A 20,893-nucleotide genomic window follows, 5' to 3' on the forward strand; every position below is an offset into this window, starting at 1 on the left:
AATTAGTTTATTTCAATATAAAAGCGCCCTTTTCACCTGTAAAGTGAAATGGGCGTTTTCTGTTTATACAGGTTTCTGCCCATCTTTTAATATAGGATTTGTAGTTGCTGCCATCCGCAATTATCACTTTCGGATTCAAAGAATCAATTAAACGATTCAGATTTATTTTGGGCGATTGGCTCAAAATAACATAATCTGGTTGAAAGGTCAAGTTTTTATAAATTCCTAAACTATCTATCACTAAAAATTGCTGATTATTATACGTATAACTATTTGGTAGATTTTTATAGCGTACTTCCTTGATGAAATTTCCAACTTTATAATTCGAAATACTATAATCTGATATCGTATTGAGCGTATCTAGATTGTGAAATATGGAAAGGTTGTATCCTTGTTTATTCGCAATAATACTGTGTTTGCTTTTATGAAGCACGAGCATTTCATTTTGACTATGATACCAGTAATTAGTGAAGAATAATCCTATTTGGAATAGGCAAATGCAAGATAAAGCAACTACTAAACGGCTGTAAGATTTCGAAATAAAATATTGAGTAACCAGCAGGGTAATTAGATAAAATCCAATTACCAGAAACCAATTACTTGGAATGTCCCTAAAAATAAAGGCTTCCTGTTGACCAATCCATTTAAAGAATTGATTCATGGTGCTTATTACCTCACCAAATCCATCTGTGAATAATGATTTCGGTATATCCAATGCTGCGAACAAAAAAACAATTAATCCGTAGCCGAGAATTAATCCTAATAATGGAATAATTACCACGTTGGTAAGCAAAAATAAACCGGGGAATTGATGAAAATAAAAAATACTTAATGGAAAAACTCCCAATTGCGCAGCCAATGAAAGGCAAATTAATGAGATGATTTTGTTTGGAAGCCAAAAGCGTGTTTTCAACTTATTATATAGTAGCGGATGAATGGCCACAATGCCAATAACGGCCAAATAGCTTAATTGAAAACCCACTTCAAAAAGGAGCATGGGATTACAAATAAGAAGTACAAAAGCCGAAATAGCCAAGGTATTGTAAATGTTGTAAGGCCGTTTTAAATACATCCCTACCGTAATGACACTAAACATGGTTACAGCGCGCAAAATAGAAGGTGATAAGCCTGCAATTACGGCATAAGTCCATAGAATGATAAGAATTATAATGGCTTTTATATAGTGACCATTTTTGGCGAAAACCAACGGTTTTAACAGTCCTTGCAGAATAAGGAGAATGATGCCAATATGCAAACCGGAAATTGCTAAAATATGAATGGCGCCTGCATTGACATAATCAGTATATAAACTGGCATCTATATCTTGTCGTTGACCCAATAATAAAGCATTTATAACGGCTAACTCTGATGGCTCAAATTCATATTTTTTAAGTTTTTGGTTTAAGGTTTGTCTGACATAGTCTGCGTAACCATAAATACTATGTTTATTGGTAGATAGAACCGAAATAGCTCCTGGATTACTATATATTTGAGCATAAATATGATGGTTTTCTAAATACTTTTTATAGTCAAATTGATAGGGATTTAATGGTCTGGAAAGTTCTTGTAATTTGCCATATACAATCAATTTGTCGTCCACTGCGTATCTCGAAATACTGTCAATTCTGGAACTATTCAATAACACTTTTCCAGAAACGGGTTTACCATTTATACTTTGTAAATTAGCAATATACTTTCTATTGTAAGCATTTGGTTTTAGTACTTCTGAAATGCTAATTTGAAACTGCGAAATTTGCGCTTCTGAAATATCATAGTGATGGGTATAATGGCTTTCTTTGTGTAAATGGTTGTGCGTAATAACCGTTAGGTTTCCCAAACTTATAATAGTTACATACGCAACTAGCCCAAACCAAATATGCTGTTTAAACTGATTTCTGTTATAAAAGTAGAGGACTAATAAAGCTAGTAGAAGTATGCCAGTTAGCAGTACAGAAAGCGCGAGTGACCATGCCAAATGCAAACTCACTAGAATGCCTAACATGAAACAACATGTTAGTTTAACTATTGGGAAATCAAGTAGTTTCACAATAGTAAGTTACAAAAATATCTTACAATATACGTCGTGCTTGAACAAAAGCGAAATACCAATAGCGCTCCGACAATTCGGAAGTCATAACACCGCGACTTGTAGATGCGTGGATAAATTCCACAAAGCCCGTTCTAGCTTCGGTAACAATGCCAACATGATTAACATTTCTGCTATTTTTACTGGTTGCAAAAAATAATAAATCGCCTTTTTGAACCTCTTTTACGTCAACCCAATCACCCACAACGGCTAATTGAGAGGTAGATCTTGGCAACTGAATGGCTTCTTTTTGAAAGGAAGTTACAATTAAACCAGAACAATCCATACCTTTTTTGGTAGTGCCACCATACTTGTATTTTACACCATCAAAGGTTTTAGCGTAATCTATAATAGATTCAGCTTTAGCGTCATAAGTTGTATTTTTAGACACTCTTGCTTTAGGAGCTGTCGCTGTTTTATGTGTGCGTTTCGATGTTTTAGTCACTTTTATGGACGATTTACATGCCGAAAAACATAAAAAACAGAGTAGGATGATAAAAGCTTTTTGCATATCCCGAAAATACACAATTTTGTTTAAAAAAATAAATACATCTTTAAAAGTTCATTGCTCACCAATTTTAAAACGGTTACTTTTAGCTCATAATAGTATTTTGGAATATGCATGTAGTAGATTTGTTTTCGGGTTGTGGTGGTTTAGCACTGGGTTTTAAATGGGCTGGTTTTGAAACGGTTTTTGCAAGTGATGTGGATGAAAATTGCGAAAAAACATATACCCATAACTTTCCAAATGTGCCGTTTATTACCAAAGATTTACGGGAAATTTCAACAACTGAAATTAAAAATATAATAACTAATAATCCGGATGTGGTTATTGGAGGTCCGCCATGTCAAGGTTTTTCATTAGCCAATAAAAACAGGAATAAAGTAAAAGACGATCCAAGAAACGAATTGTTTTATGAATTTGTTCGTGTGGTTACCGATTTGCAACCCAAAGCTTTTGTTATGGAAAATGTGCGAGGATTACTTTCCATGCAAAAAGGTGAAGTTATTAAACTGATGAGAGAGGCTTTTGAAAATGCTGGGATAGGGTATCAAGTGGATTATCAAGTTTTGCTGGCTTCAGATTATGGTGTGCCGCAAAATAGACACCGTGTTATCATGATTGGCATCCGGAAGGATTTAGAGAAGCAACCAATTTTCCCTAAAAAAATCTATGAAAACCCCGTTACTGTTTGGGAAGCAATTTCAGATTTACCCCAAATAAAAGCTTCCGAGGGAACTAAAAAAATGACTTATGAAACCAAAGCCCAAAATAACTTTCAGGCGTTTATTAGAAAGGATAGTAAAAAAGTCAATAATCATGTGGCCATGCGCCATACCCAAAGATTAATCAATCGGTTTCAGGTAATAAAAGCGGGCGAATCTTTAGCGCATGTTTCGCAGGAGCATGCTGCGGTAAAACGTGGAAATCCCAAAGAGAAATCGAAAATTGTTTTTTCACAAAATAATCAACGCTTGCATGCTAATAAACCCGCGCCAACGATTGCAGCTTCGTTTCAAAGTAATTTTATTCATCCTTTTTTACATCGAAATTTTACAGCTCGAGAGGGTGCGCGATTGCAGTCCTTTCCTGATAATTTTATTTTTCAAGGTATGAGAACAAAAATGAGTTGGGAGAAAGGCTTGAGTCAATATCAGCAAATAGGAAATGCGGTGCCGCCATTGTTGGGTTATGCGGTCGCTAAAATCTTGAAGGAAACGCTTGATGGAACAGATATTTCAACAGAAAAATTATTTGATGAATTACCGATTACCGAATAAGTGACTTATAAATTAATTGCGCCGTTTTTGCACTAGCACCTTTACCGCCTAACTTTTTTTCTAATTCGTAATATTCCAAAAACAGGGTTTTTCGAGTGGATTTATCTAAAATCTTATCCAATTCTAATTTTAAATTCTTTCGCGTAAACGCATCTTGAATTAGTTCGGTTACAACTTCCTTGTCCATAATTAAATTCACCAATGAAATATAGCTGATGTGTTTAATTAAGCGTTTGCCAATTTGGTAGGATAACCAACTACCTTTATAACATACCACTTCTGGAACTTTAAATAGCGCCGCTTCCAAAGTTGCTGTGCCTGACGTTACTAAAGCGGCGTAAGAGACACTTAATAAATCATAGGTTTTATTGGCAATGTAATGCACGTTGGCATTTTTTATAAAGGGCTTATAAAACTCGTAATCTTGACTTGGTGCACCAGCAATCACAAATTGATACGTCGGATAATCTTCAACTAAACTCAACATTACCGAAAGCATTTTAGAGATTTCTTGTTTTCTACTTCCTGGTAATAAGGCTATTATTGGTTTTTCGCTTAATTCGTATTCTGCTCTAAAGGTAGCTTCATCAACTTGATCACGCCCAGAAATAGCATCAATAAGTGGATGTCCCACGAAATTTACAGGATAATTATGAGTTTTATAAAACGTTTCTACAAAAGGTAAAATAACGTACATAGCATCAATATCGCGCTTAATATGTTTAACACGACCAGCTCGTGACGCCCAAACTTGAGGAGAAATATAATAATTTGTTTTAAAACCCTGTTGTTTCGCCCATTTGGCGATGCGTAAGTTAAAACCAGAATTGTCTATAAAAATAATAACGTCTGGTTGGTAGGATTGAATATCGGTTTTGCATAAATCAATATCCTTAAAAATCGCGGAAAGGTTCATGATAACTTCCGCAAAACCCATAAAAGAACGCTCTTTAAAATGTTTTACCAAAGTGCCACCAACAGCTTGCATTAAATCGCCACCCCAAAACTGAAATTCAGCTTGAGAATCTTCATTTTTTAAAGCTTTCATTAAATTAGAACCATGTAAATCCCCGGAAGCTTCACCCGCAATTATATAATATTTCATACTACATAAATTTAAAAAGAAAGGTGGAAATAGCAATAACAACTGTTGCTAAAAGCACACCTCGTGCGCGATAATCTTGTTTCTTTTTCAAAAATATAAAAAAGGCGGCCAAATTTAAAATAGCGCCTAGACTTACCAATTTTCCTAAAAATCCTTCAGCTGATGCATTTTTTAGCGCTAATATAAAATCGTCGTGCGTTCCTAAAAACATTGCGGCTAAATAAACGCCAATGGCGTTGGCAACTAGACCAACAAAAAAACCAATAAAAACTTCTTTCTTAATCATTAAAATTCCATGTATTTAATTGCTGAACATAATGGTGTGCTGTTAAATCAAATTGAACGGGAACAACGGAAACATAACCGTTTTCCAGAGCCCATTCATCCGTATCTTCACCTTTATCTAAATTCACAAATTTGCCTGATAACCAATAATAATCCTTGCCTTGAGGGGTTTGACGTTTATCAAATTCTTCTTCCCAATTGGCTTTTGCCTGTCTGCAAACTTTAATGCCTTTAATATCTTTAGTAGAAATATTTGGAATGTTTACGTTTAAAACAACACCTTCTGGTAAGCCGTTTTTTAGAACTTCTTGGGTTACTTTAGTAGCAATTATTTTGGCGGCAGTAAAATCGGCATTATAATTATAATCCAAAAGTGAAAACCCTATAGCCGGAATCCCTTCAATACCAGCTTCTAATGCGGCACTCATAGTTCCCGAATATATTACGTTTATTGATGAATTGGATCCGTGATTAATACCCGATACACAAAGATCTGGACGTCTGCCTAAAATTTCTTTTACTGCTAACTTTACACAATCGGCAGGTGTTCCTGAACAACTATATTCTATTCGGCCAGAATCATCAATAGTAACTTTTTCTAAATGCAGCGTAGAATTTATAGTAATTGCGTGTCCCATAGCGCTTTGTGGGCTGTCCGGAGCAACTACAACTATATCACCTAAATCTTTTACGGCTTCAATTAAAGCGCGAACACCAGGCGCCGAAATACCGTCATCATTGGTTACTAAAATAAGAGGTCTTTTTGTCATATATATTGCCGATTCTTCAAGAAGCTAAAATACATAAAATCATGCGTAATGTCTGAATTTATCTGGTTTAACAAAAAATTAATAGCGTTTGAATATATTGGCATGGTTTTTTCGTTAATTTAGTGAAAAATATACTATGCATTTTTTTAGAATTATGAAAAGGAACTATAACATTTTAGTTTTGGTGCTCCTACTAGCCTTTGCTTCTTGTAGCTTTACCACAAAAACATTTCAAGACCCCGACAAAGATAAATTGCTGATTCAGGTAATAACTTATGTATTGGAGAATGGTCATTTTGACCCAAAAGCCATGGACGATTCGTTCTCAGCTAAAGTTTATACGGACTATTTAGATCAAATTGATCCGCTAAAACAATATTTCTATAAATCGGATATTGAAGAATTTTCGAAATATAAAACGGAAATAGACAATCAATTAAAAGCATTGGATATTTCATTTTTTGCACTTACGCATGATCGTTTAATTCAAAGAATTGGAGAGGCTAAAACTATCTACAGAGATATTTTAGAAACACCATTTGATTATTCTAAAAACGAAACCTATAATGCAGATTATGAGTCTATAGATTACGTTAAAAATAAGCGCGAATTAACCGAGCGTTGGAGACAAAGGCTGAAATATACCAATTTAGCGAGTTATGATGATTTGATGGAGCAGCAGAAAAATCTTGTTGATTTAAACAAGAAAGCGGATTCCTTGAAACTTGATCCTATTGTAAAAAAATCGCCTAAAGAGGTTGAAAAAGAAGCAAGAGAATCGACCCTGAAAACTATCGATATTTATTACAACGATTATATTGATGATATGCATCGTGATGATTGGTTTGTATTTTACATAAATGCCATTACCCAAGAATTTGATCCGCATACTACCTATTTTGCACCTCAAGATAAGGAGGCTTTTAATCAAGATATGGCTGGTAAATTGGAAGGTATTGGCGCACGTTTGCAAAAGCGAAATGACAATACTAAAATTCTAGAATTAATATCTGGAGGTCCAGCATGGCGAGGAAAAGAATTAGAGGTTGGCGATGTTATTGTTAGAGTTCGCCAAGAAGGCGAAAAGGAACCAATCACTATTACAGGAATGCGTATTGATGATGCCATTAAATTAATAAAAGGACCAAAAGGGACTAATGTTTATTTAACGGTTAAAAAGGTTGATGGCACATCCAAGGTTATCAAAATTACGAGAGATGTGGTTGAAATTGAAGAAACCTACGCTAAATCTGCTTTTGTAGATAAAGATGGAAAGAAATTTGGTATCATAAATCTGCCGAAATTCTATGCTGATTTCACAGATTACAAGAAATTAAATGCAGCCTCTGATGTTAAGAAAGAAATTATGCGTTTGAAAGAACAAGGCATGCAAGGTCTAGTTTTAGATCTTCGAAATAATGGCGGCGGATCTTTGCAAACGGTTGTAGAAATGGCTGGATTGTTTATTGAAGATGGCCCAATTGTTCAGGTACGTTCTACTGAATTACCGAAAGAAGTTTTAAATGATACTGATAAATCCATTGCTTGGGATGGTCCTTTAGTTATTCTAGTAAATGAATTTTCAGCTTCTGCTTCAGAAATTATGGCTGCGGCCATGCAAGATTACAAGCGTGCCATTATTATTGGTAGTAAACAAACTTATGGTAAAGGAACAGTTCAATCTTTCTACGATCTAAACGAATTGGTTAAGAATAATCAAGAAGGTGATTTAGGTGCTCTAAAAGTAACAAGACAGAAGTATTACCGTATTAATGGTGGTTCTGTACAATTAGAAGGTGTGAAAAGTGATGTAGTTGTTCCAGATCGTTTTAGCTTTATTGATATTGGTGAAAAGGATCAAAAAAATCCATTAGGTTGGGATGAAATTGATGCTGCCGATTATAAAATATGGCAAGGTGATTTTGATTATACCACTACAATTACTAATAGTAATGAACGTATGAAAGGTAACGATCAGTTGAAATTAATTTCTGATAATGCACAATGGGTTCGTGCACGAATGGACGAAAAAATTTATCCATTAAATTATTCAGATTATAAAGCACAATTAGATCGCAACGAAAGTGAATCTAAAACGTTCGAGAAAATTGGTGAATATACAACCAACTTAACATACACGTCCTTGCCATATGAGCAGAAACTTTTTGAAAAGGATACTGTGCTGCAAGATAAGCGTCAACGCTGGCATGAAAGCTTGAGCAAAGATGTTTATGTTGAAGAAGCACTACATGTATTACAAGATTTAAAAGCGTCGTATTCTGTTAAAAAAGTAGCTTCAGTTAAGGATTAAAAAATTCATGAGTCAACAATCTAACTCATTAAGTCAATTAGCGCTCCAGAAATTCAAAAAAGATTTCTGGGGCGTTTTTAGTTTTGGTTTTATCATATTGGTAGGGCTGGTCTCTATATTTGCTTATGTTATTGCCCCAGATAATTCAGAGTATGCTAACCAAATGCATTTGTCTATTCACTCTAAAAGACCGGGATTTTCTGTTGAAATGCTTACCATCTCTCAAGATTCCGAAATAGAACAATCGGTGTTTTCTAAAGTATTTTTTGGGAAGAAAATTCAAGATACTGAAATCCCAATTACAGCCTATTCTGTTGAAAATAATACACTGACTTATACGGAATATGCTTCAGATGGATTAGAAGGTATGACCAAATCTTTAGATTTGAAGGATGCTTCTGCATCCGATATAATTTCAAATAAAACCTTTCTTTTCGGCACCGATAAATATGGTCGTGATTTATTAAGTAGAACTTTGGTAGGCGCTAGAATTTCTTTTTTTATAGGATTTATAGCCGTCTTTATTTCCCTTGTTATTGGAATTTTTATGGGAAGTGTGGCTGGTTATTTTGGAGGTCGTGTGGATGCTATTATTATGTGGTTTATAAATGTGTCTTGGTCCATCCCCACATTACTCTTGGTTATAGCGATTACTTTAGCACTAGGGAAAGGCTTTTGGCAAGTGTTTATAGCAGTAGGATTAACCATGTGGGTGGAAGTAGCTCGTGTTGTCCGCGGTCAAGTAATGGGCGTAAAAGAGATGCAATATGTAACAGCCGCTCGCGCTTTAGGATTTAATGATTTCCGCATAATAACTAAACATATTTTACCCAATATCATGGCGCCCGTTATTGTAATTTCGGCAGCCAATTTTGCAGCAGCTATTCTTATAGAAAGTGGTTTGAGCTTTTTAGGAATTGGTGCGCAACCGCCTATGGCAAGTTGGGGAGCTATGATAAAAGATCACTACAATTACATAATTCTTGGTAAGCCTTATTTAGCTTTAATTCCGGGATTCTGTATTATGAGTTTGGTAATGGCGTTTATGCTTATGGGAAATGCGCTTCGTGATGCTTTAGATGTGAAATCGTAAAAGCATTTTAATTTTTGCTATCGAAAAATAGTTTCCAATTTACATTTTTTAGGTGTTCTGCCATCCAATCTGGTCGGTATTCGCCATTTCGAATTAAGGTTTCACCGTTTGGTTTAATCAATGCATAAGAACCGCACCATGTTGGTTTAATGAAGATTTTATTCCTGAAAAAGTTGTTTGAATCTATATAAAAGTATTCGTCTTTTTTATGGGGACGGTTTCGCAAGGTCATGCCGTTTTCAAATAATACAATAAAGGTAATTTTATTCTTTTCAATATCTGTTCGCAAAGGATTTAAAAAGTTTTTGCGATCCAGTATTTCATCTTTTGTCCACTTATTATCCCTGCGCGCTGTACATAAATCATCTTTATACCTATACTCTATAAGAATAGTATTGCTGTCCGGTATCTTTCTGTTGATTAAATTCTCTATTTCACTTTTTATTTCAAAATAATCGAAGACACCTTTAGAATAATAGCCTTGCGTTAACGTATAATGCGTATCTCCATTTTCATCTATGTGAAGCCATTTACTATAAGATAAATCTTGGTTTCTCAATTTTTCAGAATACGCTTCACTGCTTATGATTTTGCCATTTTCATCAATATAAATATTTTCTTGAGCGCTTGTAGATTGAAAAAAGAATAGAATAATTATAATGGTAAAAGCTAGTTTCATGCCTCCATGTTTTCATTCAAATCATGAATGTATTTTAAAAGCTGATCTTTACCCACTTCTTTTGAAGAAGATGTGATAAAATAATTAGGCATAGCTTCCCAGGTTTCCAATAAAACGGCGCTATAATCTGCTACATGATTTAAAATAGCTTGTGGTTTTAGCTTGTCTGCCTTCGTGAATATGATGGAAAAAGGAATTCCATTTTCACCCATCCAAGCCATAAAATCTAAATCTATGGGTTGCGGTTTATGTCTAATATCTACCAAAACAAAAGCAGAAACTAATTGTTCCCGTTGGTTGAAATAGTCTGTAATAAATTTTTGGAATGTTTTTTTAGAGCTTTTAGAAACTCGAGCATAACCGTATCCTGGTAAATCCACTAAATGCCAATTTTTATTGATTAAAAAGTGATTTATAAGCTGTGTTTTTCCTGGTCTACCGGATGTTTTGGCTAAACTTTTTCGGTTGGTAAGCATGTTAATCAATGATGATTTTCCAACATTACTACGTCCAATAAAAGCGTACTCGGGAAGTAAGTTTTTAGGACATTTAGCAACATCAGAATTGCTCATTACAAATTCTGCCGATTTAATTTCCATAGCTATTTCCCAGAAATTTGGGTTTTAAAATTAGTGTTTACAAGCCGCGCTTTGTCAACCAACCATCTAAAATAGTATTAAACGCATCTGGATGTTCCATCATGGCGGCATGACCGCATTTGTCTATCCAAAATAGTTCAGAATCTGGTAAAAGTTGATCGAATTCTACGGCAACTTCAGGCGGTGTAACAATATCGTTTTTTCCCCAAATAATACAAATTGGGGTGGTCATTTTAGGTAAATCTTTAGCCATATTATGTCGAATGGCACTTTTGGCAATAGCTAAAGTTTTAATTAATTTATTTCGGTCGTTTACGGTTTCGTAAACTTCATCTACAATTTCTTTGGTGGCCACTTCAGGATCATAAAAAACATCTTGTGCTTTTTTCTTAATCACTTCATAATCGCTTCGTTTGGTGTAACCACCGCCCATAGCACTTTCATAAAGTCCAGAACTTCCTGTAATTATTAAAGCTTTCACTTTTTTAGGATATAATTTGGTATGATATAAGCCAATATGGCCACCAAGAGAATTTCCTAATAAAATAACATTGTCCAAGCCCTTAAATTCAATAAAATCATGAAGAAACTTGGCGAAGCTTTTTACATTAGTCTTTAAAAGCGACATGGAGTAGATAGGTAATTCAGGAATAATTACGCGATAGCCTTTCTGACTAAAATAATTTGTTACAGCATCAAAGTTACTTAAACCGCCCATTAATCCGTGTAAAACGATGATGGGTGTGCCTTCTCCTACTTCAATATAACTGTAACTTTTTTCTTTTTTTAATCTATGCGCCATTAATTAGTTCGTCTTTTCTTCAAACAAATATAGTTAAATCATTGATAATATATTCACTTTTCTTAAAAGCTACACGGCTCTATTCTAAGTAAGATATTAACATATCTAAAATGTTAAAGTTTTTGGCAATTTAAGTATCTGATTGGTAGTTGATAAGGCGGATTAGAGACTATTTGTGTGATGATTATTAATGGTAAAATAGAAAAATTATTAACAAAGTGGTAGAAAGTGGTAAAAGGTGGTAATATTTTCAATATATTTGAAACTTAAACCCAAGATTCAACAAATACTGTTTTGAGCTCATTAATAGGAACATACGAATGTAAAGTAGACGCAAAAGGACGGCTTATGTTGCCTGCTGCGCTGAAAAAACAGTTGGCGCCTGCTCTTCAAAATGGCTTTGTTTTAAAACGAGCGGTTTTTCAGCCTTGCTTGGAGTTGTATCCTATGGCTGAATGGGAGAAATTAATGCAAAAGATAAATAAGCTCAATAAATTCAAAAAAAAGAACAATGATTTTATTCGTCGCTTTACAGCAGGCGTGAAAATTATTGAGGTTGATGCAACTGGGCGTTTGTTAATTCCAAAAGATTTGGTGGCATTCGCGGATATTTCGAAAGAAATCGTCATGTCGTCAGCTATCAACATTGTGGAAATTTGGGATAAAGATAAGTACGAAAAAGCTATTGAAGATGCTGCTGGCGACTTCGCAGATTTAGCTGAAGAGGTAATGGGACAAGACGATGACGACTATGGAATATCATAACCCTGTTTTACTAAAAGAAACCGTTGATGGTTTAAACATCAAAGAAGACGGGATTTACGTGGATGTTACTTTTGGAGGTGGCGGACATAGTAAAGAGATATTAAGCAGACTTGGAAAAAACGGGAAGCTTTTCGCTTTTGATCAGGATCCAGATGCGCTTGAAAATACGATTGATGATGAGCGTTTTACGTTAATTCATGAAAATTTTCAGTTTATGAAACGGTTTTTACGTTTTTATGGCGCGAAAGAAGTAGATGGTATTCTGGCCGATTTTGGCGTGTCATCTCATCAATTTGATGTGGCAGAACGTGGTTTTTCTACCCGTTTTGAAGCTGATTTAGATATGCGGATGAATCAAAAAAGTGCGCTTTCTGCTTATAATGTGGTAAATGATTATGATGAGGAACAACTAAAACAAGTGCTTTGGCAGTATGGTGAATTGCGTCAAGCAGCCGCCATGGCAAGTGCTATTGTTGAGCATCGCAAAACAGAACCTATAAAAACGAGCGATCAGTTGAAAACGGCTTTGAAGTCATTTTTACAACATCAAAAAGAAAATAAAGTATTGGCGCAAATTTATCAAGCCATACGCATTGAAGTAAATCAAGAGATTGAGGTGTTAAAAGCATTCTTAATGCAAGCGCCAGAAACCTTGGCTAAAGGCGGGCGATTAAGTGTAATATCTTATCATTCTCTAGAAGATAGATTGGTGAAACGCTTTATAAGAAACGGTCTTTTTGAAGGAGAACCGGAACGCGATATGTATGGCAATTTTGAAGTGCCAATGAAAAAAGTAGGTGGTTTAATAGTGCCTTCGCGAGAAGAAATAAAACTAAACAATCGCGCACGTAGTGCGAAACTTCGCATTGCTAAAAAATTATAAGTAGCAGATTATTTGAGTCTGATAAACTAAAAAATGAATTCCTGAATTATCAGGTGAGTCACATGAAAAACGGTTTTAATAACATAATGAAAGGTGCGTTTTTAGTAAACGAGGACGCTCCAAAAAGCTGGCGGATGATTCTGTTTGTGTCAGTTTTAGCCATTGTTATGATTGCCAGTTCCCATAGTGCAGATAAAAAAGTGCATCAAATTGCGCGGTTAAATAATGAAGCAAAAGAATTACGGTCGGCTTTTGTGGATGGCAGAACACGCCTAATGGAATTAAAAAAAGAAACCGTAGTAGAGTTGAAAATGGAAAAAAAGGGATTAGCTATTTCTGAAATTCCACCAACAAAAATTAAAGTTAAATCTAAAAAGTAGTTCAGCTTGGCAACAAACGAGAAGAACATATTAAACCGATTGTATTTTGTAGCAGGATGTATGTTCATCTTCGCTATAGCAGTTGTGTTTAAACTTTTAAGTATTCAAGTGCTTCATGGCGAAGAATACCGCAGCATGGCAGAAGAGCGCACTATAAAAGATGTGGTAATTCCTGCTAACCGTGGTAATGTTTATTCGGCAAATGGCAATTTGTTGGCCACGTCGGTTCCTAAATATGATATTCGTTTAGATGCTATTACGCCTACAGCTGCTAGGTTCGAACAGTTATTAAAGCCACTTTGTGATTCTTTATCTGTGTATTCAGGAAAACCCTCGGCTTATTATCAAAAAGAAATTAGAAAAGCGCGCGCTAATAAAAACAGATATTATTTGTTGGCTCGTGACATTGGATACGGCGATTACGTGCGTTTAAGAAATTTTCCTTTGTTGGAATTAGGGGCTTTTAAAGGTGGCCTAATTGTAGAGCAAACAACAAAACGCGAACATCCATTGGGTGGAATTGCACAACGATCTATAGGTTATGAGCGCTTTGATGAAAAAGGAAATGCAACGCGTGCTGGAATTGATGGTGCTTTTGGGCAAAAGTATTTACGTGGTACAGACGGCCGACGTTTAAAACAAAAAATAGGAAAAGGGCAGTGGAAGCCTATTGCAGATTATAATCAAATTGAACCTAGAGATGGCTATGATGTTTACACCACACTAAGTGTCAATATTCAAGATATAGCCCATCACGCTTTATTGCAACAATTGGAATTTTACCAAGCAGAACATGGATCTGTAGTTGTTATGGAGGTGGCAACGGGTGAAATTCGCGCCATTTCCAATTTAGGAAAAACCAAAGGTGGCGGTTATTATGAAAAATTGAATTACGCCGTTGGAGAATCCCATGAGCCGGGTTCTACTTTTAAAGTTATGGCTTTAATGGCAGCTTTAGAGGATAAGGTCGTGGATACATCAACAATCGTAGATACTGGAAGAGGCAGAAAAGTGTTTTATAGAAGAACGATTACCGATTCTAAACATGGAGGTTATGGAAAAATTTCCGTTGCTCGTGCCTTAGAAGTTTCTTCTAATATTGGTATTGCAACAGTTATAGATGAGCATTATTCCAAAAATCCTGAAAAGTTTATCAACCGTTTAAAAAGTTGGTCTTTAGATAAGCCTTTAGGTTTACCAATTATGGGTGAAGGGCAACCTGTTGTTCCGGGTCCAGGAGATAAAATTTGGAGTAAAAATGCACTGCCGTCTATGGCCTATGGGTATAATATGGAATTAACCCCTTTGCAAACCTTAACCTTTTATAATGCTATTGCAAATAATGGTGTTATGGTGAAACCACGCTTTATTAAAGAGGTTAAAGAATTAGATAAGAATATAGAGTCTTTTGATAGATATGTTATCAATAAAAAAATAGCATCTGAACAAACGATTCGCGAGATGCAAGAAATTTTAAAAAATGTGGTGGTTCGTGGAACCGGACGCTCATTATACTCGCCTTATTTTTCTATGGCTGGTAAAACGGGAACGGCTAAATCTGAATATTGGATGAAAGACTGGGAAGATAATCCGCGTTATGTATCGTCTTTCGCAGGATATTTTCCCGCTGAAAATCCTAAATATTCGTGTATTGTGGTTATTCATAAGCCAAGTGTGAAAAAGGGCTATTATGGCGCCGATGTTTCAGGTCCAGTGTTTAAACGTATTGCTCAAAAAATATTTACAGACACTCCAATTATTGATGAAATTGATACTTTGGAAGTGAACGATATCGCTGTAAATGAAGAATACGAAGCTTATTTCAAAACGGCTCAAACTTACAGAACTATTATGCCAGATGTAGTTGGTTTACCAGCTATGGACGCGATTGCATTATTAGAAAACATGGGCTTAAAAGTAAGTTCAGATGGTGTTGGAAAAGTGAAAGTACAATCCATTTTAAAAGGCGAAAAAATTAAGAAGAATCAAGAAGTAATTATTCAGACGGTAACCATTCAAACATCATGATGATTTTAAAAGACATATTATACAAAGTACCATTACTTGCAGTTGCAGGCAGTACAAGTGTGTCTATTAACGATGTTGTTTTTGATTCTAGAAAAGTTGCTAAAAACGATGTTTTTGTTGCCATTAAAGGAACGCTTTCTGATGGTCACGATTATATTCAAACTGCCATAGACCAAGGTTGTGCGGCTATTGTTTGTGAGCATACTCCAGAAAATAGAGCTGAAAATGTTGTTTACGTTGAGGTTACCAATACGTCTAGTGCGCTGGCCATTATGGCTTCCAATTTTTATGGCGTGCCTTCTGCTAATTTAAAACTTGTAGGAGTAACTGGTACCAATGGTAAAACAACTATTGCTACTTTATTGTATCAGCTTTTTAAAAGTGCTGGTTATAAAGTAGGCTTATTATCTACAGTTAAAATTATGGTAGATGATACTGAATTTAAAGCCACGCATACTACGCCAGATTCCTTGACTATAAATAAGTATTTGCAGCAAATGAATGATGCTGGTGTTGAGTTTTGCTTTATGGAAGTAAGCTCTCACGGTATCCATCAAAAACGCACCGAAGGTTTGCGTTTTGAAGGTGGTATTTTCTCAAATTTAACGCATGACCATTTAGATTATCATAACAGTTTCGCAGAATATCGCGATGTGAAGAAAGCCTTTTTTGATGGTCTTTCTAAAGATGCATTCGCATTGGTAAATGTGGATGATAAAAATGGCATGGTGATGTTGCAGAATTCCGCAGCAAAAAAACATACCTACGCTTTAAAAAGCTATGCGAATTATAAGGCACAAATATTAGAAAATCAGTTTACAGGTTTATTGCTAAAAATAAATGATAGCGAAGTTTGGACCCGTTTAATTGGCAGTTTCAACGCTTATAACGTTTTGGCCATTTATGCAACCGCGGAATTATTAGGTTTAGAAAAGGTCGAAATTTTAAGACTTATAAGCGATTTAAAAAGTGTTTCTGGACGTTTCCAATATCTGATTTCAGAAACGAAAATTACCGCCATTGTAGATTATGCGCACACGCCTGATGCCTTGAAAAATGTATTGGAAACAATCAATAGTATTCGCACTAAAAACGAAGAACTCATAACTGTAGTAGGTTGTGGGGGCGATCGTGATAAAACAAAACGACCAAAAATGGGACATATCGCTTCGGCTTTAAGCACCAAAGTTGTTTTTACCAATGATAATCCGCGAACCGAAAATCCGGAAACAATATTGAATGAAGTGGAAGTAGGTGTGGAGCCGCAAAATTTCAAAAAAACACTATCTATTATGGATAGAAAGCAAGCTATTAAAACGGCTTGTCAAATGGCGAAACCTAACGATATCATTTTAATTGCTGGGAAAGGTCATGAAAACTATCAAGAAATTAACGGTGAACGTTTCGACTTTGATGACTTTAAAATTGTTCAAGAATTATTAAAACAATTAGATAAATAATATGCTGTATTACCTATTTGAATATTTAGACAAGGCTTATGATTTTCCAGGATCGTCTTTATTTGGTTTTATAACCTTTAGAGCAGCGGTTACTATCATATTATCCTTGTTAATATCCACCATTTTTGGTAGACGCATTATTAGATTTCTTCAAAAGCAGCAAGTTGGAGAGTCTATTCGAGATTTAGGTTTGGACGGCCAGATAGAAAAAGCGGGAACGCCTACAATGGGTGGTGTTATCATTATTCTAGCCACCTTAATACCAGTTTTGCTTTTTGCTAAATTAGAAAACATATATATCATTCTCCTAATTATCACCACGCTTTGGATGGGAACCATTGGGTTTATTGATGATTATATCAAGAAATTTAAAAATGATAAAGACGGTTTAAAAGGTCGCTTTAAAGTCCTTGGTCAAATTGGACTAGGAATTATTGTTGGTGCTACTTTATACTTTCATCCTGATGTTATGTTGAAAGAAAAATTACCACAAGCGCAACAACAAGAAATATTAGCATCCAACCCGAAAGTGGAGTCGTCCAAGCTTTTTAAAATGGAAGAAAAGTCGACGAAAACAACTATTCCATTTGTTAAAGAAAATGAATTCGATTACGCGGATTTAATTACATGGATTAGTCCAGATTTAGCCAAATATGCTTGGATTATTTTTATTCTAGCAACTATTTTTATTATCACTGCGGTTTCCAATGGCGCCAATCTTACCGATGGGATTGATGGATTGGCAGCAGGAACATCAGCCATAATTGTGCTTACACTTGGAATTTTTGCGTGGGTATCGGGTAACATCGTTTTTTCAGATTATTTAAATATCATGTATATCCCGCGAGTCGAGGAGATCACGATTTATATAGCCGCATTTGTTGGTGCATTAATTGGTTTTTTATGGTATAATACCTATCCGGCCCAAGTTTTTATGGGAGATACAGGAAGTTTAACTATTGGTGGAATCATTGCGGTTATTGCCATAGCTGTAAGAAAGGAATGGTTAATCCCCGTTTTATGCGGAATTTTCTTGGCTGAAAATTTATCAGTTGTTATGCAAGTGAGTTGGTTTAAATATACCAAGAAAAAGTACGGTGAAGGTCGGCGTGTTTTTAAGATGGCACCACTGCATCATCATTATCAAAAATCGGGTTATCACGAAAGTAAAATAGTAACACGTTTTTGGATTATTGGCATTTTACTAGCCATTATTTCAATAGTCACTTTGAAAATCAGATAAAAATTTTAGTGAGACAATGAAACGATTGGTCGTATTAGGAGGAGGAGAAAGTGGAGTAGGTGCTGCACTTTTAGGAAAAGCGAAAGGCTATCATGTTTTTGTTTCGGATAAAGGAAAAATTAAAGAGAAGTATATAAACGTTCTTAAACATCATGAGATTGAATGGGAAGCTGAACAGCATACAGAATCAAAAATTCTAAATGCAGATTTAGTGGTAAAAAGTCCCGGAATTCCGGACACGGTGCCCATGGTAAAGCAACTAAAAGCAAAGGACATTCAGGTAATTTCTGAAATCGAATTTGCTTCACGCTACACCTACGCAACCATTATAGGAATTACGGGTAGTAATGGTAAAACTACAACCGCCTCATTAACGCATCATGTGTTAAAGCAAGAACTGGAAGTGGGTTTAGCTGGTAACATTGGCGATAGTTTTGCGAAACAAGTTTTAGAGCATGATTTTCCGAATTATGTTTTAGAGATAAGCAGTTTTCAATTGGATAATTGCACAGCCTTTAAACCACATATTGCGGTTTTATTAAATGTAACGCCTGATCATTTAGATCGCTATAATTATGAGTTTGATAATTATATCGCTTCAAAGTTTAGAATTGCTATGAATCAGACATCAGAAGATTATTTGATCTATGATGCCGATGATGAAGTCATTATCAATTGGCTCGAAAAACACCCAGTTCAATCAACATTATTGCCGTTTTCATTGGTGAAGAAAATAGAAAACGGCGCGTATTTGGAAAACGAAACACTGAAAATAACAATAGATAATAATCAAATAATTATGCCAACAAAGGATATAGCATTACAAGGAAAACACAATATTAAGAACGCAATGGCGGCGTCTACGGTTGCACACTTATTAAAAATAAGAAAGCAAACCATTCGTGAAAGTTTAGAAAATTTTCATGGTGTTGAGCATCGTTTGGAAGAAGTGTTGAAAATAAATAAAGTTAATTATATCAATGATTCCAAAGCAACAAATGTCAATGCCACTTACTATGCTCTAGAAAGTATGAGTTCACCAACGGTATGGATTGTTGGTGGCGAAGATAAAGGGAATAATTATGCAGAATTGTTTCCATTTATAAATGAAAAGGTAAAAGCCATTATTTGTTTAGGTGTTGACAATAAGAAGCTTTTTGAAAATTTCGAATCTATGGTAGATATTATTGTAGAAACGCAATTTATGAGCGAAGCCGTAAAAATAGCCTACAAAATTGCAGAATCAGGCGATAATGTATTGCTATCTCCAGCTTGTGCAAGTTTCGATTTATTTGAAAACTATGAGGATCGCGGACGTCAGTTTAAAGACGCGGTAAGAAATTTATAAAAAGTAAAATGCTTCTATTTTAGAAGGTATATAAACCAAAAATCATAACAAAAACATAAGCAAAAAGTGCAACCAATTTTTAAAAACATAAAAGGCGATCGATTAATATGGGCAATAGTAGCGCTATTGGCAATATTTTCCTTTTTACCAGTCTATAGTGCTGCCAGTAATTTGGCGTACAATGGCGTTGGAAAAGGGACGTTTTCTATATTTTTCGGACACTTTATGCATTTGTTGTTGGGCTTTTTAATTGTTTTTATAGTTCATAAAATACCATATCGCTATTTCAGAGCCATCTCTATATTGTTATTACCAGTGGTTTTGATGTTGTTAGTTTTAACATTAATGCAAGGTTCTTCGAGTACGGGAACAAATACCAGCAGATGGATACAAATCCCAGTTGTTGGGGTTTCCTTTCAAACGTCCACCTTTGCATTTGTGGTATTAATGGTTTACGTGGCGCATTATATGTCGCGAGTTAAGGATAAAGCCATCACTTTAAAAGAATCCATTTTACCCTTGTGGATGCCTGTGTTTTCTGTGTTGGCGCTTATTTTACCAGCTAACTTTTCCACAGCGGCTATTATGTTTTTAATGGTCATTATTCTGGTTTTTTTAGGTGGATATCCTATTCGCTATTTAGCTGTAATTGTTGGAGCGGGTCTTGTAGCTTTAACGCTATTTGTATTAACTGCCAAAGCATTTCCGGATGCCATGCCAAACCGTGTAGATACATGGATGAGCAGAGTGGAAAGTTTTTCTGATGATGCGATTACAGAAGAAGATTATCAAATAGAAAAAGCGAAAATAGCCATTGCTTCGGGTGGCGTAAAAGGTGTTGGGCCAGGTAAGAGTATTCAAAAGAACTTTTTACCACAATCATCATCAGATTTTATTTTCGCCATTATCGTAGAAGAATATGGATTAATTGGTGGGTTTATATTATTGTTTTTTTACCTAGCCTTATTATTTCGAATTGTTATCGTTTCACAAAAATCAGATACCATTTTCGGAACCTTGGTGGTTTTAGGTGTTGGGTTGCCCATTGTATTCCAAGCCTTGATAAATATGGCGGTTGCCGTACAATTATTTCCTGTTACAGGACAAACATTGCCGCTAATTAGTAGTGGTGGAACTTCCATTTGGATGACGTGTTTAGCCCTTGGAATTATATTAAGCGTGAGTGCCAAACGCGAAGAAATAGTCAATAATGAACAAAGTGAGGATAATCCTTTAGATATTTTAAGTGAAGCAATTTAATATTAAAAAGTAGA

Annotated in this window: 19 protein-coding genes; 11 read left to right on the plus strand and 8 right to left on the minus strand. The window is 35.3% G+C overall.

The features are described from left to right. Window positions 1-7: 7 nt before the first annotated feature. Complete coding sequence (locus tag ES674_RS05340) at window positions 8-2,002, minus strand: ComEC/Rec2 family competence protein (RefSeq protein WP_148402937.1); 1,995 nt, start codon at window positions 2,000-2,002, stop codon at window positions 8-10. A 67-nt stretch (window positions 2,003-2,069) separates the two neighbouring features. Continuing rightward, entirely contained in the window at window positions 2,070-2,531 is a 462-nt protein-coding gene (locus ES674_RS05345) for a C40 family peptidase (protein WP_148402938.1), read from the minus strand. A gap of 173 nt (window positions 2,532-2,704) precedes the next feature. Here ES674_RS05345 and ES674_RS05350 point away from each other — a divergent pair, with 173 nt between their 5' ends. Beyond that, window positions 2,705-3,868 carry a DNA cytosine methyltransferase gene (locus ES674_RS05350; RefSeq protein ID WP_148402939.1) on the plus strand — a complete coding sequence of 388 codons (1,164 nt, stop codon included), beginning with the start codon at window positions 2,705-2,707 and terminating at the stop codon, window positions 3,866-3,868. Here the strand turns inward: ES674_RS05350 and lpxB are convergent. The 3 genes from lpxB to surE are packed head-to-tail and all read right to left on the minus strand — an operon-like array spanning window position 3,858 to window position 6,028. Beyond that, window positions 3,858-4,973, minus strand: a complete 1,116-nt coding sequence (gene lpxB, locus ES674_RS05355) for a lipid-A-disaccharide synthase (protein WP_148402940.1) — start codon at window positions 4,971-4,973, stop codon at window positions 3,858-3,860. The genes ES674_RS05350 and lpxB overlap by 11 nt on opposite strands. Before the next feature lies 1 nt (window position 4,974). Beyond that, window positions 4,975-5,259 carry a hypothetical protein gene (locus ES674_RS05360; protein WP_148402941.1) on the minus strand — a complete coding sequence of 95 codons (285 nt, stop codon included), beginning with the start codon at window positions 5,257-5,259 and terminating at the stop codon, window positions 4,975-4,977. Further along, on the minus strand, window positions 5,252-6,028 hold the full coding sequence (gene surE / locus ES674_RS05365; protein WP_148402942.1) for a 5'/3'-nucleotidase SurE: 777 nt from the start codon (window positions 6,026-6,028) through the stop codon (window positions 5,252-5,254). The genes ES674_RS05360 and surE overlap by 8 nt, the downstream gene beginning before the upstream one ends. Before the next feature lie 154 nt (window positions 6,029-6,182). Between surE and ES674_RS05370 the strand changes: the two genes are divergently transcribed. After that, the gene (locus tag ES674_RS05370) at window positions 6,183-8,339 is read left to right on the plus strand and encodes a carboxy terminal-processing peptidase (protein ID WP_148402943.1); all 2,157 of its coding nucleotides are present in this window, start codon (window positions 6,183-6,185) and stop codon (window positions 8,337-8,339) included. A 7-nt stretch (window positions 8,340-8,346) separates the two neighbouring features. Further along, window positions 8,347-9,432 (plus strand): ABC transporter permease, encoded by a 1,086-nt coding sequence (locus ES674_RS05375; protein WP_148402944.1) that lies wholly within the window; start codon window positions 8,347-8,349, stop codon window positions 9,430-9,432. Window positions 9,433-9,439: 7 nt separating this feature from the next. On the opposite strand, the gene ES674_RS05380 is transcribed toward ES674_RS05375, so the two are convergent. The 3 genes from ES674_RS05380 to ES674_RS05390 are packed head-to-tail and all read right to left on the minus strand — an operon-like array spanning window position 9,440 to window position 11,512. Next, window positions 9,440-10,111, minus strand: a complete 672-nt coding sequence (locus tag ES674_RS05380) for a hypothetical protein (RefSeq protein WP_148402945.1) — start codon at window positions 10,109-10,111, stop codon at window positions 9,440-9,442. Then, a complete protein-coding gene (gene yihA, locus ES674_RS05385; protein ID WP_148402946.1) occupies window positions 10,108-10,710 on the minus strand; it encodes a ribosome biogenesis GTP-binding protein YihA/YsxC in 603 nt (200 codons plus the stop codon). Before yihA ends, ES674_RS05380 begins: the two co-directional genes overlap by 4 nt. Before the next feature lie 37 nt (window positions 10,711-10,747). Further along, window positions 10,748-11,512 carry an alpha/beta fold hydrolase gene (locus ES674_RS05390; RefSeq protein WP_148402947.1) on the minus strand — a complete coding sequence of 255 codons (765 nt, stop codon included), beginning with the start codon at window positions 11,510-11,512 and terminating at the stop codon, window positions 10,748-10,750. A gap of 294 nt (window positions 11,513-11,806) precedes the next feature. Here ES674_RS05390 and mraZ point away from each other — a divergent pair, with 294 nt between their 5' ends. The 8 genes from mraZ to ES674_RS05430 all read left to right on the plus strand — a co-directional run bounded on the left by mraZ (window position 11,807) and on the right by ES674_RS05430 (window position 20,879). Next, a complete protein-coding gene (gene mraZ, locus ES674_RS05395; protein ID WP_148402948.1) occupies window positions 11,807-12,277 on the plus strand; it encodes a division/cell wall cluster transcriptional repressor MraZ in 471 nt (156 codons plus the stop codon). Then, the gene (gene rsmH, locus ES674_RS05400; protein ID WP_148402949.1) at window positions 12,264-13,160 is read left to right on the plus strand and encodes a 16S rRNA (cytosine(1402)-N(4))-methyltransferase RsmH; all 897 of its coding nucleotides are present in this window, start codon (window positions 12,264-12,266) and stop codon (window positions 13,158-13,160) included. The genes mraZ and rsmH overlap by 14 nt, the downstream gene beginning before the upstream one ends. Before the next feature lie 62 nt (window positions 13,161-13,222). Further along, window positions 13,223-13,540, plus strand: a complete 318-nt coding sequence (locus ES674_RS05405) for an FtsL-like putative cell division protein (RefSeq protein ID WP_148402950.1) — start codon at window positions 13,223-13,225, stop codon at window positions 13,538-13,540. 60 nt (window positions 13,541-13,600) lie between these two features. Further along, window positions 13,601-15,568, plus strand: a complete 1,968-nt coding sequence (locus ES674_RS05410; protein ID WP_148403646.1) for a penicillin-binding protein — start codon at window positions 13,601-13,603, stop codon at window positions 15,566-15,568. Beyond that, window positions 15,565-17,028 carry a UDP-N-acetylmuramoyl-L-alanyl-D-glutamate--2,6-diaminopimelate ligase gene (locus ES674_RS05415; RefSeq protein ID WP_148402951.1) on the plus strand — a complete coding sequence of 488 codons (1,464 nt, stop codon included), beginning with the start codon at window positions 15,565-15,567 and terminating at the stop codon, window positions 17,026-17,028. Before ES674_RS05410 ends, ES674_RS05415 begins: the two co-directional genes overlap by 4 nt. 1 nt (window position 17,029) lies before the next feature. After that, window positions 17,030-18,271 carry a phospho-N-acetylmuramoyl-pentapeptide-transferase gene (gene mraY, locus ES674_RS05420; protein WP_148402952.1) on the plus strand — a complete coding sequence of 414 codons (1,242 nt, stop codon included), beginning with the start codon at window positions 17,030-17,032 and terminating at the stop codon, window positions 18,269-18,271. Between the two features lie 16 nt (window positions 18,272-18,287). Then, window positions 18,288-19,619 carry a UDP-N-acetylmuramoyl-L-alanine--D-glutamate ligase gene (murD, locus tag ES674_RS05425; RefSeq protein WP_148402953.1) on the plus strand — a complete coding sequence of 444 codons (1,332 nt, stop codon included), beginning with the start codon at window positions 18,288-18,290 and terminating at the stop codon, window positions 19,617-19,619. Between the two features lie 66 nt (window positions 19,620-19,685). Beyond that, window positions 19,686-20,879 carry an FtsW/RodA/SpoVE family cell cycle protein gene (locus ES674_RS05430; RefSeq protein WP_148402954.1) on the plus strand — a complete coding sequence of 398 codons (1,194 nt, stop codon included), beginning with the start codon at window positions 19,686-19,688 and terminating at the stop codon, window positions 20,877-20,879. Window positions 20,880-20,893: the final 14 nt, after the last annotated feature.

It is taken from the genome of Bizionia myxarmorum, from assembly GCF_008086205.1.
GTDB lineage: Bacteria > Bacteroidota > Bacteroidia > Flavobacteriales > Flavobacteriaceae > Algorimicrobium > Algorimicrobium myxarmorum.

Excerpts from the sequence above, each read along its gene's own strand:
- ES674_RS05340 (WP_148402937.1), bottom strand. The coding sequence starts at position 2,002 with ATGTTAGGCATTCTAGTGAGTTTGCATTTGGCATGGTCACTCGCGCTT.
- ES674_RS05375 (WP_148402944.1), top strand. The coding sequence starts at position 8,347 with ATGAGTCAACAATCTAACTCATTAAGTCAATTAGCGCTCCAGAAATTC.
- ES674_RS05405 (WP_148402950.1), top strand. The coding sequence starts at position 13,223 with ATGAAAAACGGTTTTAATAACATAATGAAAGGTGCGTTTTTAGTAAAC.
- mraY (WP_148402952.1), top strand. The coding sequence starts at position 17,030 with ATGCTGTATTACCTATTTGAATATTTAGACAAGGCTTATGATTTTCCA.
- murD (WP_148402953.1), top strand. The coding sequence starts at position 18,288 with ATGAAACGATTGGTCGTATTAGGAGGAGGAGAAAGTGGAGTAGGTGCT.
- ES674_RS05410 (WP_148403646.1), top strand. The coding sequence starts at position 13,601 with ATGTTCATCTTCGCTATAGCAGTTGTGTTTAAACTTTTAAGTATTCAA.
- ES674_RS05360 (WP_148402941.1), bottom strand. The coding sequence starts at position 5,259 with ATGATTAAGAAAGAAGTTTTTATTGGTTTTTTTGTTGGTCTAGTTGCC.
- ES674_RS05370 (WP_148402943.1), top strand. The coding sequence starts at position 6,183 with ATGAAAAGGAACTATAACATTTTAGTTTTGGTGCTCCTACTAGCCTTT.
- rsmH (WP_148402949.1), top strand. The coding sequence starts at position 12,264 with ATGGAATATCATAACCCTGTTTTACTAAAAGAAACCGTTGATGGTTTA.
- surE (WP_148402942.1), bottom strand. The coding sequence starts at position 6,028 with ATGACAAAAAGACCTCTTATTTTAGTAACCAATGATGACGGTATTTCG.
- yihA (WP_148402946.1), bottom strand. The coding sequence starts at position 10,710 with ATGGAAATTAAATCGGCAGAATTTGTAATGAGCAATTCTGATGTTGCT.
- lpxB (WP_148402940.1), bottom strand. The coding sequence starts at position 4,973 with ATGAAATATTATATAATTGCGGGTGAAGCTTCCGGGGATTTACATGGT.
- ES674_RS05380 (WP_148402945.1), bottom strand. The coding sequence starts at position 10,111 with ATGAAACTAGCTTTTACCATTATAATTATTCTATTCTTTTTTCAATCT.
- ES674_RS05415 (WP_148402951.1), top strand. The coding sequence starts at position 15,565 with ATGATGATTTTAAAAGACATATTATACAAAGTACCATTACTTGCAGTT.
- ES674_RS05390 (WP_148402947.1), bottom strand. The coding sequence starts at position 11,512 with ATGGCGCATAGATTAAAAAAAGAAAAAAGTTACAGTTATATTGAAGTA.
- ES674_RS05350 (WP_148402939.1), top strand. The coding sequence starts at position 2,705 with ATGCATGTAGTAGATTTGTTTTCGGGTTGTGGTGGTTTAGCACTGGGT.